Source organism: Acinetobacter sp. HZNU-JH01, from assembly GCF_037996845.1.
Classification (GTDB): Bacteria; Pseudomonadota; Gammaproteobacteria; order Pseudomonadales; family Moraxellaceae; genus Acinetobacter; species Acinetobacter haemolyticus.
The window spans coordinates 1,166,759-1,180,822 of sequence record NZ_JBBMZX010000001.1; the positions used below are offsets into that span (position 1 = coordinate 1,166,759).

The following is a 14,064-nucleotide window of genomic DNA, read 5'->3' on the forward strand; positions in this document are numbered from 1 at the left end:
TTTATTTCCCCACAACCTGAATCACGATCAAGATCATCAACAACACCACGATACCGAGTGACATGCTTGATGCGTATTCACGCAATGAACCTGTTTGACGCGCGCTTGTAAAGCTATTACCACCCTTCACAATCGCAGGCAATACCAGCCATAAACCATCAACAGGATCACGACCTAAGATTTTTGCAATAAACAAATATGGTTTTACAAACACGATGTCATACAAAGCATCAAAACCGAATGCTGTACGGCAGATATGCGCTAAACCTGCACCCAAAGAACTTTGAGCAAACGACTTGACAGCACCATAAGCAAAAGCAAACAGGAAAATACCTACGGCTAAACCAGCCAATGCAATCCCAACTGCTTTTAATTCAACACCATGCTGTAAATGCGCGAGAGCTTCAGTCATGGCAAACGCAGGAATACCTGCCTGATTTAAAATGCCGATAACTGGCGCTTGTAATAACGCACCCACACCTGTTGAAAGTACAGCAAGAATCGCAAGTGGAGCCCAGTAAGTTGCGCCTTTGATTGGGTGATATGCCGTCTTTTCTTCACCAAAGAATACGATCCAAATTAAACGGAAAGTATAGATAGAGGTTAAGAAAGCACCAGCAACACCAACCCAGAACAACGTACCGAAGGTTTCAATACCTGTAGTATGACCATGCGCCCAAACTTGCCACAAGATCGCATCTTTCGAGAAGAAGCCAACGGTCAAGAATGGAATCGCAGCTAAGGCACCGCCACCAATCGCGAAGCAAGCAAATAAGAATTTGTTATGCTTGAACAAGCCACCCATCTTGAAAATGTTTTGTTCATGATGGTACGCCAAAATGACAGCACCTGAAGACAAGAACAATAACGCTTTGAAGAATGCGTGAGTCAACATATGGAACAAACCAGCTTGGTACGCTTCAGCACCCACTGCCATAAACATATAACCGAGCTGACTCATGGTTGAGTAAGCCAAGATACGTTTGATATCGGTTTGAACTAATGCAGCAAAACCAGCAACCAATAAAGTCACAGCACCTGTAATGGAAATGAATTGCATTACTTCTGGTGCCATCTCCATTACAGAGAACATGCGGCAGCATAAGTACACACCCGCTGTAACCATCGTTGCAGCGTGGATCAATGCCGATACTGGTGTCGGACCAGCCATCGCATCTGCTAACCAAGTTTGTAATGGAATTTGTGCTGATTTACCTGCCGCGCCTAAGAACAACATTAATGCTGTCCAGATCGACAATGATGAGCTTTGTGTCATTACAGTTGCTGCATTTTCAACAATGTACTGAGTATTCAAAGTACCAAATTGTTGATAGAGCAAGAACAATGCGATGAGTAAAAATACATCACCTACACGTGTTACTGTAAATGCCTTGATTGCTGCCCAACCATTTGCAGGATTTGAGTAGTAGAAACCAATCAGTAAGTAAGAGCACAGACCTACACCTTCCCAACCCAAGAACAATAACGCCAAGTTATCGCCCAATACCAACAACAACATGCTGGCAACAAATAGGTTAAAGTATGAGAAGAAACGTGCGTAATCTTCTTCACCACGCATATACCAAGATGCGAAGATATGAATCAGAAAGCCGACCCCAGTCACCATTCCCATCATAATGAGAGAAAGACCATCTAGCTGTAAGCTAATACCCGGTGCGAAACCACCGACATTAAACCATGTCCATAAATGCTGAACGAAAACGGTATCACCGCTATTGGTAAATGCCAATCCTGCAATTAATGCAAATACAGCAGATAAACCAACTGAACCAACACCAATAATCGCTGCAACATTTTCAGAAAGTTTATTACGACCCGCTGCTAAAAGGATAAAACCAATGAGCGGAAATAAAATGGTTAAATATAAAGTACTCATCCGCGCATCTCACTAGCAGCATCTACATCCAAATGATGGAAGCGATGATAGAACTGAAGGACGATCGCAAGACCGATACAAGCCTCTGCCGCAGCAAGAGTCAAAATCAAGATAAACATGACCTGACCATCTGGTTGTGCCCAGACACTACCAGCCAAAACAAATGCTAACGCAGCAGCATTCATCATGACTTCAAGACTCATTAACATAAATAATAGGTTGCGTCGCACCATCACACCGTAAAAACCCAGTGCAAAAAGAATGGTCGCGACAATCAAACCATGTTCTAAAGGAATGTGTCCCATTATTCTTTTTCCTCTTCTGCACCTGGTTCACGTTTACCTAAATGGAATGCTGCAACCAATGCTGCAAGCAATAACAAAGCGGCAACTTCAACCAATAATAGATAATGCGTAAATAAAGCCTGCCCTACTGCTTTTGGACCAACAATTTCACGCCCCATCACTGCGCCTGAAGTAGTGTAATCACTGCCAAGCATCCAGACGAGAATCAAGCCCATAAGAAAGCTCATGAGCGCTGGGAATGCCCATGCATCAGAAGTCAACCACTTGCTTTCTTGTTCTACAGTGTCCTGTCCGAGATTTAACATCATGACCACGAAGACGAATAAGACCATGATCGCACCGGCATAAACGATGATTTCAAGTGCGCCAGCAAATGGCGCACCAACGATCATGAAAATACCCGCCACAGCAAGTAAGGAAACGATTAAGCTCAATAGTGCATGTACAGGATTTGTATTCGTCACAACACGGATGGTTGAAACAATGGCCACAAGAGCCATCAAATAAAATGGCCACATCATGGTAATAAGCTCCGTACATCAACTGGCGCACTTTCTTTTTGCGCTTGACCTTTGTCTTTACCTGTCACAGCCATACCAGTCACGCGGTAGAAGTTATAGTCTGGATATTTACCTGTACCAGAAATGAGCAAGTTTTCTTTCTCATACACCAAATCCTGACGTACATATTCTGCAAGTTCAAAATCAGGTGTCATCTGGATCGCAGTCGTTGGACATGCTTCTTCACACATACCGCAGAAAATGCAACGTGAGAAGTTAATACGGAAAAACTCTGGATACCAACGTCCATCTTCTTTTTCCGCTTTTTGTAATGAAATACAGCCAACTGGACATGCAACCGCACATAGGTTACACGCCACACAACGCTCTTCACCATCTGGATCACGCGTTAAGATGATACGACCACGAAAGCGTGGAGGCACAATTTGTTCAGCTGGTACTTCTGGATATAAAATCGTGTCACGTTTACGTGTTGCATGGCTGAACACCATCCACAACGAACGTACAATCGATCCAAATCCAGCTAGAATTTTATACATTTTGTACTCCCTGCTGTCCTAGGCCTGATTCATCAGAATCACAGCACCAGTCACTAACAAGTTGACCAACGCCAATGGCAAACAAACTTTCCAACCAAAATTCATCACTTGGTCATAACGTGGACGCATCAATGAACCACGTGCCAAGACAAACATCATTACAAAGAATGCTGTTTTAATTACGAACCAAAAAACTGGCGGAACAAATGGAATTTCTAAGTTAAATGGTGCAAGCCATCCGCCGAAGAATAAAGTCACGATTAATGCTGAGATCAATACCACGTTGACATATTCTGCAACGAAGAACATCCCCCACTTCATACCACCATATTCAACATGGTAACCTTCTGCCAACTCTTGCTCAGCTTCAGGTTGGTCAAATGGATGACGGTGCGTTACCGCAACACCAGCAACCACAAAGATCAAGAAACCTAAGAATTGTGGGATGATGAACCACATATCACGTTGTGCTTCAACAATCTCACGTAGGTTGAATGAACCTGCAATCGCCACCACACCCATCAACGAAATACCCAAGAACACTTCGTAAGAAATGGTTTGTGCCGCTGAACGAAGACCACCAAGCAATGAGTATTTGTTATTCGATGCCCAACCACCAAATAGCACTGCGTAGACTGCAATACCCGCCATTGCCATAAAGAACAATAGACCGATACTCATATCTGCAACACCCAACATTGGGCTCACAGGAATGACCATAAAGGAAAGTACCGCAGTTGCCATCGCAACTGCTGGTGCTAAACGGAAAGTCAACTTATCAGCAAACTTTGGTGTCCAGTCCTCTTTGAACATGATCTTGAGCATGTCGGCAACGATCTGGAACATACCTCCAGGGCCAACACGGTTTGGACCATAACGGTCTTGCCATAATGCCAACAGACGACGCTCAATAAACGACATCAACGCAGCAACCAATACCACCACAAGCAAGATCACAATGGCTTGAATCACTGAGTAGGCAATCGGCCAGTTCTCAGCCCAAAGTGGCGTTTGACGTATAATTTCTTGATTCATGAATTACACTCCTACCGCCACAGAAACAGGCTCTGCCAATGAAACTGTTGGTGCTAAGCCAATTGGATAACCAATATAACCTGTTGGTAAATATTCAATCACTTGTACAGGTAAGCTAATGCTGGTTTCGCCAGCTTTTACCGTAATACGTTGACCATCTTGAACATTTAAACGTGTCGCATCTTGCTCACCGACCGCAAACATTGCTTCAGGAATACGAGATTCCATTGCTGGTGTTTTAATGGTGAATTCACCAGAACCAAAGATATGGTGCATAGGTACAAGACGGAAGCTTTCAGGGTTCACCACAACAGCAGTTGGTGCAACATAGCTACGTGCAGGACGTTTTGCTAAATGATCAAAAAGACGAACACCAGAATCACCACCTTTTAAGTGACCACCCACTTCATCTTGGTATTTGTTCCAAGCTTGAGGTGAGTTCCAACCCGCTGACCATGCGAAAGGCACCAATGAAGACGCTGTTTGATTACCGACATAACCTTCCATTGAGAAGGTTAATGCTGAATCAGGATCAGTTGGTTGTTTAGGCTCATGAACAGATAATGGTGCACGCATTGCGGTACGACCAGAATAACGACGTGGTTCACGCGCAATTTTTAAACCATGGATACGATAGCCAGCATCTGGTGCAACATCTTGAATCGCTTCAAGCACAGGAACATTTTTCACGATGTCATCAATCACATCATCAAGAAGTGTCCAATCTACAGCTTTACCTTTGAGACCTGTCTCAACGGCATGTAACCAACGCCAAGATTCTTTGATTGCATATTCAGGCTTGTAGTAGCTTGGGTCATACACTTGATAGAAGCGTTGTGCACGTCCTTCTTGACTGACTACAGTTCCGTCACCTTCCGCAAAACTGGCAGCAGAAAGAACAATATCTGCAAGTTTCAAGGTTTCAGTTTCGCTGTGATCCAATACAATCACAGTTTCAGCTTTATCCAATGCAGCTTTGACTTGAGCAACTGGGATACGACGAGTTAAGTCATTTTCAACTACAACCACTGCATCATAATCTTGTGCAAACGCTTGTTCTAAGCTTAAGCCACCGAATAATGCTAAGCCCATTGAGTTCACTTCAGGAACTGTCAATGATAAGCCCGCATTTTCACCTAGATTCTGAGCAAGTTGTGCAGCAGCTTCCATAATTGCTGGATCTTGTAAGCTGGTACCAGAGATAATCAATGGCTTTTTCGCAGCTTTTAAGGTATCAGCAATGGTTTGTGCAAATGCTTTTGCGTCATCATCAAGACCAGATACTGTTTCACCTTTCACAGCAGCAGCAACCGCAAAACCTAAACGTGCAATATCGTTTGGAGAAGCAACCACTTCACCTGTTGCCACATCCGCTAAACGCGTTTGTGTTGCAGCAAGAATATAAATCGGTGATTTTGCTTCTTGACCAATACGTTGTACAGGTTCTGCTAACCAGTCAGGTGTACGCGTTTTAGCAGCCATTTCTTTCGCTTTATTTTTCGCAGCTTGGCGAACCGACAAAGCCATACGTGGTGCTGTTTGCGTTAAGTCTTCACCCAAGATCAACACGGCATCATAGCTTTCAATTTCACGCATGTTCGGGTTATAGATACCCTCTGTTTGCATGATAGATGCAGCTAACTCCACCAAGTTCTGCTCTTTTTGAGACATACCTGTTGAATAGTTATCTTGACCAACAAGTTGGCGAAGTGCGTAGTTTGATTCCAAGCTTGCGCGAGGAGAACCAATACCTAAAACTTTTTTACCTTTAAGCTGCGCAATGACTTGATCAAGTGCCTGATCAACACTCACGGTTGCTACAGTTTCACCATTACGGAATTGAGGTTGACGCGGACGATCTTCACGATTGACATAACCCGTACCAAAACGACCTTTATCACAAAGGAAGTATTGATTGACTGAACCATTAAAACGGTTTTCAACACGACGGATTTCGCCATAACGCTCACCCGGAGAAATGTTACAGCCAGAAGAGCAACCAAAGCAGACACTTGGCGCATACTGCATGTCCCACTTACGGTTATAGCGTGCTGAATGTGTCTTATCAGTAAACACACCTGTTGGACAGACTTCTGTCAAGTTACCAGAGAATTCTGATTCTAAAGTACCCGACTCTGGACGACCAAAGTAAACACGTGAAGCATTGGCATACACACCAAAGTCTGTACCGCCTGCATAGTCTTTGTAGTAACGCACACAACGATAACATGCGATACAACGGTTCATCTCATGCGCAATAAACGAACCTAACTCTTGGTTATGATGGGTACGTTTAGTAAAGCGATAGCGACGACGATCATGCTGTGTCATCACCGTCATATCTTGTAAATGACAGTGACCACCTTCTTCACAAACTGGACAGTCATGTGGGTGGTTCGTCATCAAGAATTCAACAATCGATGCACGAAACTCTGTTGCTTCTTTATCTTCAATCGAAATATAAGTATTGTCAGCGGCCGGTGTCATACAAGACATCACCAAACGCCCACGTGTGTCCTCAGGATTCGCGTATTGAGTTACCGCACATTGACGACAAGAACCAACAGAACCTAAGGATGGGTGCCAACAAAAATACGGGATATCGATGCCAAGGCTAAGACATGCTTGTAGCAAGTTTTCTGAGCCGTTGACTTCATACGATTTTCCATCGACATGAATTGTAGCCATAGTCGAATTCCTTAAACCTGTTCTACATCACGAGTTGCTGCATGGGTACTTACCTTTGCTTCAAACTCATGACGGAAATATTTTAATGCGCCCATCAGTGGCTCCATCGCACCAGGTGCGTGGGCACAGAAAGTCTTACCAATCCACAACTTTTTAGTAAGTTCAGAGAGATGTTGAATATCCTCCATCTTCCCTTCACCATTTTCGAGTGCTTTCAGTGCTTTAACAGCCCACGGTAAACCATCACGACATGGTGTGCAGAAACCACAAGACTCACGCGCAAAGAATTCTTCTAGATTACGGGTCGCTGAAACCATACATTGCGTTTCATCTACCACCATCAACAGACATGTTCCTAAACGAGAACCTGCCTTCATGATGCTTTCAGCATCCATTGGCAAGTCAATATGTTCAGCAGCCAAGAAATCTGTTGATGCGCCGCCCGGTAACCATGCTTTCAGTGTTAAACCATCACGCATACCACCCGCATGATCTTCAATTACTTCACGCGCTGTTGTACCAAATGGCAATTCCCAAAGCCCAGGGAACTTCACCTTACCTGATGCACCGTAAATCTTAGTTCCAGGATCTTTAGACTTGTGTGCAGACAAGTTGATGTACCATTCAGGTCCACGCAACATAATCGCAGGCAAGTTATTGTAGGTTTCAACGTTGTTGACAATCGTCGGACGACCCCATGCACCCGCAACTTGTGGGAATGGTGGTTTAGTACGTGGATTGGCACGGCGACCTTCAAGTGAATTAATCAATGCGGTTTCTTCACCACAGATATAACGACCTGCACCCGTGTGAACATGCATTTCAAAGTTCCAGCCCGTACCGAGGATATTTTCACCTAAGTAACCTTTGGCACGGATTTGCTCTAATGCTTCATTTAGGTATTGAGCAGCTTCGATATATTCACCACGAATGAAGATATAACCATGCGTTGCTTCTAAGGTATAACCTGCAATCAACATCCCCTCGATCAATTGATGAGGAAGTTTTTCCATCAACAAACGGTCTTTGAAGGTACCTGGCTCCATTTCATCGGCATTACAGATCAAATAGCGAGGACCAGAATTATCATTTGGCGCCATCAATGACCATTTAATACCCGCAGGGAAACCTGCACCACCACGGCCTTTAACCGTCGCAGCTTTAATGACTTCAAGTACATCTTTTGGTGGCATGCTGAGTGCTTTTTTAAAGCCTGCATAACCTTCAAGTGCTTCGTAGTCATCAGCATTGCGTACTGCATCTTGCTTACTCAAACGCCAAGTCAGCGGATGAGTTTCTGGATTACCGTCGCCATAAATTGGTTTTGGTTCAGTATTCATACATACTTCTCCAATAACTGTTTAACTGATGATACGTCCACTAAACCGTGGGTATCTTCATCAATCATTAACGTTGGACCTTTGTCACAATTACCTAAACAGCAAATTGGGAGCAAGGTAAAACGACCATCAGCTGTAGTTTGCCCATACTGGATACCCAACTCACGTTGGAACGCTTCTGCAAGCGTTTCTGCACCCATCAAGAAACAAGCAATTGAATCACACAATAAAATTACATGACGCCCCACAGGTTGGCGGTAGATACGGTTATAGAATGTTGCTACACCTTCCAAATCCGCCACACTGATTGTCAATAATTGCGCAATTGCATTCATTTGTGCATCATCTACCCAACCGTTACGGCGTTGTACACACTTCAATGCATCCAATGAAGCTGCACGTGGGTATGGGTAATGACCAATGTGATGTTCAATTTCATGGATTTCATCCGCAGTCAAAATCCCTTCAACATTCACACGTGGTTTTTTATCAGTCAAAATCATCATAATCGTTTACCCCTAGCGATCCACGTCAGCCATAACCACATCAATGGTCGCCAAATAAATGATCAAGTCAGATACCAAGCTGCCGTTAATCACGGAAGGAATTTGCTGTAAGTGCGTGAACGTTGGTGTACGAATACGGGTACGGTAACTCATCGTCGACTTATCCGAAGTGAGGTAATAGGTACTCGCACCTTTCACCACTTCAGTCATAAAGGATGCTTCACCTGCAGGCATTACAGGACCCCATGACACGCTCAAGAAGTGCGTAATCAAGGTTTCAATATCTTGTAATGTCTTATCTTTCGGTGGTGGAACAGCCAATGGATGATCCGCTTTATATGGACCAGAAGGCATGTTATCCAAGCACTGTTGAATGATTTTCAAAGACTCAGTGATTTCACGGAAATGTACCAATACGCGTGCATATGCATCGCCTTCATATTCCACTGGAATATCAAAGTCGAAGTTTTCATAACCACTGTATGGACGATATTTACGAACGTCAAAATCAATACCCGTCGCACGTAAACCTGTACCTGTCACACCCCAAGCCAACGCAGATTTAGCATCATATTGCGCAACGTTACGCGTACGACCGATAAATACTGAGTTTTTCAGGGCGGCGGTGTAGTACTCGTTCAAACGTTTCGGCATCCACTCCAACAATTCCTTAACTAGCTTTTGCCAATTGTTTGGAAGGTCGTGTGCTGTACCGCCGATGCGGAACCATGCTGGGTGCATACGGTAACCCGTAATCGCCTCAACGATGTCGTAAACTTTTTGACGGTCAGCGAACATATAGAATACTGGCGTCATACCACCCGCATCCTGAATCGCTGTACCACAGTAAAGTAAGTGGTTATTGATACGGAATAATTCGTTCAACATGACACGAATGACTTGCGCACGCTCAGGTACTTTAATCCCTGCAAGCTGCTCAACCGCCATCACATATGGCATGTTTTGCGCACAACCACCTAAGTAGTCAACACGATCCGTATAAGGGATGAATGAATGCCAAGTTTGACGTTCAGCCATCTTTTCCACACCACGGTGGTGATAACCGATATCTGGCACACAGTCTTTGACTTCTTCGCCGTCCAACTGTAAAACCACACGGAAAGCACCATGCGCAGATGGATGGTTAGGACCCAAGTTCAAGAACATGAAGTCTTCGTCATCATTGCCGCGTGTTAGACCCCAATCTTCTGGTACAAAACGCAAATGCTCTTGCTCGAAATCTTGCTTGGCTTGATCTTGCATATACGGCGTATATTCTGTCGCACGGGCAGAATATTCTTTACGTAATGGATGACCTTCCCAATAAGTCGGCAATAAGATACGACGAAGCATTGGATGCCCGGCGAAATCAATTCCAAACATATCGTAAGCTTCACGCTCGTACCAGTTGGCATTTGGCCAAATATTGGTTGCCGTTGGAATACTTAAATCATTTTCATTCAACGCAACTTTGATACGAATATCACTATTACGCTCAAGCGATAATAAGTGATAGAACACTGTGAAGTCAGATGGTGGCAACCCATCACGGTGAACACGCAAACGCTCATCTACCGCAGATAAGTCAAACAACATCACATAAGGACGTTCCACTTTACGGAGGAACATAAGGACTTCTTGCACGCGTGCGCGCTCAACCCAGACTGTTGGAAACTCTTCACAAGTCGTCTGCACGTAAAAGTTCTCACCAAATTTGGTTTTGAGCTCTTCTACAATTGCAAATGCTGGGCGTGAATCGACTTGAGTCGATTCTGGCATAGCAATGTCAGTTTCAGCCATTGGCTTGGCTTCCTATTTAATACAAATTCTGGCAATTCTTTCCGATGACCATATCCATCAGGGATATGTCAAAAACTCATCGTTAAAATTATTTAATTTCATCCATAGAGCGTAAGTTTTTCACCGCAATACGTTCAGCATTTTTACGGTCACGTTCTGGCATCATCTTTGGCTTATACACAGGCTGAAGATCATCACCAATAACCGCTGAAAGTGGACGGCGCTCTAGTTGAATTTGGTCTTGAAGTAACATCAATGCTTGAATCAATGCTTCTGGACGTGGTGGGCAACCTGGGATGTACACATCAACAGGAATAATTTTGTCTACACCTTGAACCACTGAATAGATGTCGTACATACCACCTGAGTTAGCACAAGCACCCATTGAGATCACCCATTTTGGTTCCAACATTTGTTCGTACAAACGCTGAATAACAGGTGCCATTTTAACGAAGCAAGTCCCTGCAACAATCATCAAGTCAGCCTGACGTGGTGAAGCACGAATAACCTCAGCACCAAAACGTGATAAGTCATGTACGCCTGTCAAAGTTGTTGCATATTCAACGTAGCAGCATGATGTACCAAAGTTAAATGGCCATAATGAGTTTTTACGTCCCCAGTTGACTGCGGTATGCAACACATCTTCAAGACGTGTCATCATCACACTTTTATTCACTTCTTCCTCAAGTGGATCAGTGACGATTTGACGATCTTGCAATGGATATTGATCGGCATCTGGATTCGCACGGGTTAAAGTATATTTCATCCCGACTTACTCCTGTTCAAATGATGATGTAGTCGGTGTTTTAGATTTAACACGACCAGAAGACTGTGCTGGAATTTGACCAGTAGGATCGACAACGAGTTCTTCGATATTATTGAATCGAGTAATGTCAGCGATATTCATATTTGGTGAACCAATTTTTGTTTTGATCCCTGCTGCTTTACGACGATCCGAAGGTGCCCAATTCAGTCCACCAGTTGAAAGTTCGTAAATCAAACCAATCAATAAAATCAAAATAAAAATTGCAGCAGCTGCAAAGCCAACCCAACCTACTTCACGCACAGAAGTTGCCCACGCGTAGAGGTAAAGTGCTTCTAAATCAAAAACGACAAAGAAAATTGCAACTAAATAGAATTTGGCTGATAAGCGAATACGGGCACCACCCGCACTCACTACACCTGATTCAAACTGTTCTTGCTTGGCACGTCCCCATGCTTTACCCCCAAGGAGTAAAGGAACGGTCAGCATAAAAACGCAAAGAAATGTAACGCCGATCACGAAGGCAATAATCGCCCAATCGTATGGAGTAATGGCACTCATGCGGGGATAACTCCTGGCAGGCCTATTTTTAACAAAGAATGTATGTATTGGCCTTCAAATACACCAAACACAAAATTAATTCCGCCAATTGTACCTGATTTCTAATTTCTCATGCTAGTTGAAGCGCTTTAGTCTTTCGGATGATTTTGTCCTTAAATTTACAAATATATCCAATAACATGGTTAATTCACCCTCAAAAATCGAATTAACTAATCAAATACCAGAAGTTAATCATTTTTTTCTTTATTCATGCGCCAAAAACATCCGCCTTTCGCACCCTATGCGCAAAAATATTGCAGCATGAACTAAATCATTGCATTGCGATAAATTTATGATGAAAATTTAAACAAAATTTATATAATAGCGCGACCCAATTCCCCCTTATGGAAACGCGTCAGAATGCCTCACCCCAAAGCAGCATTAAAACCCCGCTCGCTCTTCCAACTCTTTCTACTTTTTGCTGGGGTTATTTTTCTGTGCTGCCTACTAGGGATTGCCACACGACACCTTACATTTCTTGCTTCTTTTTGGCCTGCAAATTCGGTGCTACTTGGCTTATTAATTCGCTTTCCACAAACACGCCACCCAATCAGTTTTATAGGGGCAATTGTTGGCTACCTGATTGCCGATACCACTCAAGATACTCCTTTTATATTAAATACTTGTTTAACAACCGCAAATCTACTTTATGTCATCACAACACTAGCCTTGTATGTCCGTTTTAGTCAAATTATTCGCTCAATGCATCATGGCTATTTTTATTTATTCTTATTTAGTTTTTGTTGTATTGGAGGACTGACTAGCGCCCTATTTGCAGCAATTTTACTGCCTTATTTAGACACGCCCTTTGCTTTAGGTTCATTTTGGGAGGACTTCGGCTATTGGTTTACATCCGAAATTCAAAATGCCTTACTATTGCTACCTGCACTCATCAGCATGCCGAATCTAACCGCCTTCAAACAGTGTTTGAAAGAGCTAAAAGATACCGCTATTCAAACCGTTTTGCCTTTGGTTGCCGTAGTCGTTTCGATTGTGATCGCTTACTATGATGCTGGTCCCGGATCTTTACTTTACCCAATTGCCCCCTTAATTTGGTGCGCACTGCGATATCAACATTTTTCCGTGACCATCATTAGCTCGATCAGTTGTGCCTTTATTATTTATCATGTGTCTCAAAACTATTTACTGCTTTATCCCGACAATTATTTAAACAACACGATCTCAACGCGTCTTGGGCTGATCATGATGACAATTGCCCCACTCACCGTTTCCAGTATTAATAAAGTTCGATCCAAACTCATTGAAGAACTACAACATACTATTGCTCACGATGAGTTGACCTCCAGCCTAACACGTCGTCAATTTCTTCAATCACTGCAAATTCTCCAAGAACAAGCCCAAAATGCAGGCCATACAAGTGCTTTCTTGATGCTTGATATTGACCACTTTAAACACATTAACGACAGCTACGGCCATCAAATCGGTGACCGTGCCTTACAACACTTTGTTAAAACCACTCAAACGCTCTTAAACCCTCAAGACTTGTTTGGACGCTTGGGAGGTGAAGAGTTTGCAATTTTCATTGCCAACACCAATGAAAGTGTAGCCTATCAATGTGCCGAAAAAATCCGCCAACATGTCAGTGAATCTCCAATTCAACTAGAACACGCACAAATTTTCTCAATTCAAACTAGCATTGGTATCTGCATCAACACACCAGAAAAAAACTACTCGACTGAACAATTATTCAAACATGCCGATGATGCGCTTTATCGTGCCAAGCGGCAAGGACGAAACCAAGTGGTCATTTCGACATAATCTGTTGCAATTCAGCTAAATACTTTAATTATCTTTATACACAGCTTTAGCAATAGATCGGTATTCTAAAGAAAAGGGGCTGTTGATATTTCATCCATGTCTTGCGTTATAGGCTAAAACAACTCAAACAAGGCATGAAACGCAGACAATGGCGATACCCTTATCAAGTTTCATAACGAAGTTTGGGGCGGTTTTAGCCATAACCCTTTGGGACAGGAATATTTTTTACTGCAACAGCGTTATATTTTGCTTATTTAGAATCACTAAATTTCGCAAATTATGTCTTGTATC

At 43.2% G+C, this 14,064-nt stretch carries 12 protein-coding genes; 1 reads left to right on the forward strand and 11 read right to left on the reverse strand.

The features are described from left to right. Position 1: 1 nt before the first annotated feature. The 11 genes from nuoL to ndhC all read right to left on the reverse strand — a co-directional run bounded on the left by nuoL (position 2) and on the right by ndhC (position 11,955). Entirely contained in the window at positions 2–1,897 is a 1,896-nt protein-coding gene (gene nuoL / locus AAC851_RS05580) for an NADH-quinone oxidoreductase subunit L (RefSeq protein WP_340600637.1), read from the reverse strand. Next, positions 1,894–2,202, reverse strand: a complete 309-nt coding sequence (gene nuoK, locus AAC851_RS05585; protein ID WP_004638057.1) for an NADH-quinone oxidoreductase subunit NuoK — start codon at positions 2,200–2,202, stop codon at positions 1,894–1,896. The genes nuoL and nuoK overlap by 4 nt, the downstream gene beginning before the upstream one ends. Continuing rightward, a complete protein-coding gene (gene nuoJ / locus AAC851_RS05590) occupies positions 2,202–2,720 on the reverse strand; it encodes an NADH-quinone oxidoreductase subunit J (RefSeq protein ID WP_340601037.1) in 519 nt (172 codons plus the stop codon). Before nuoJ ends, nuoK begins: the two co-directional genes overlap by 1 nt. Next, on the reverse strand, positions 2,720–3,262 hold the full coding sequence (gene nuoI, locus AAC851_RS05595) for an NADH-quinone oxidoreductase subunit NuoI (protein ID WP_075316079.1): 543 nt from the start codon (positions 3,260–3,262) through the stop codon (positions 2,720–2,722). Before nuoI ends, nuoJ begins: the two co-directional genes overlap by 1 nt. An 18-nt stretch (positions 3,263–3,280) precedes the next feature. Continuing rightward, positions 3,281–4,297, reverse strand: a complete 1,017-nt coding sequence (nuoH, locus tag AAC851_RS05600) for an NADH-quinone oxidoreductase subunit NuoH (protein ID WP_004638054.1) — start codon at positions 4,295–4,297, stop codon at positions 3,281–3,283. Between the two features lie 3 nt (positions 4,298–4,300). Continuing rightward, entirely contained in the window at positions 4,301–6,985 is a 2,685-nt protein-coding gene (gene nuoG, locus AAC851_RS05605; RefSeq protein WP_075316080.1) for an NADH-quinone oxidoreductase subunit NuoG, read from the reverse strand. Between the two features lie 11 nt (positions 6,986–6,996). Continuing rightward, positions 6,997–8,325 (reverse strand): NADH-quinone oxidoreductase subunit NuoF, encoded by a 1,329-nt coding sequence (gene nuoF / locus AAC851_RS05610; RefSeq protein WP_008941874.1) that lies wholly within the window; start codon positions 8,323–8,325, stop codon positions 6,997–6,999. Further along, positions 8,322–8,831, reverse strand: a complete 510-nt coding sequence (nuoE, locus tag AAC851_RS05615; protein WP_004638051.1) for an NADH-quinone oxidoreductase subunit NuoE — start codon at positions 8,829–8,831, stop codon at positions 8,322–8,324. The genes nuoF and nuoE overlap by 4 nt, the downstream gene beginning before the upstream one ends. Before the next feature lie 12 nt (positions 8,832–8,843). Next, on the reverse strand, positions 8,844–10,631 hold the full coding sequence (nuoC, locus tag AAC851_RS05620) for an NADH-quinone oxidoreductase subunit C/D (protein ID WP_004638050.1): 1,788 nt from the start codon (positions 10,629–10,631) through the stop codon (positions 8,844–8,846). 88 nt (positions 10,632–10,719) lie between these two features. Further along, the gene (locus AAC851_RS05625) at positions 10,720–11,397 is read right to left on the reverse strand and encodes a NuoB/complex I 20 kDa subunit family protein (protein WP_004638049.1); all 678 of its coding nucleotides are present in this window, start codon (positions 11,395–11,397) and stop codon (positions 10,720–10,722) included. Between the two features lie 6 nt (positions 11,398–11,403). Beyond that, positions 11,404–11,955: an NADH-quinone oxidoreductase subunit A gene (ndhC, locus tag AAC851_RS05630; protein WP_004638048.1), complete on the reverse strand. Its 552-nt coding sequence runs from the start codon at positions 11,953–11,955 to the stop codon at positions 11,404–11,406. A 399-nt stretch (positions 11,956–12,354) separates the two neighbouring features. Here ndhC and AAC851_RS05635 point away from each other — a divergent pair, with 399 nt between their 5' ends. Next, entirely contained in the window at positions 12,355–13,773 is a 1,419-nt protein-coding gene (locus AAC851_RS05635) for a sensor domain-containing diguanylate cyclase (protein WP_340600638.1), read from the forward strand. Positions 13,774–14,064: the final 291 nt, after the last annotated feature.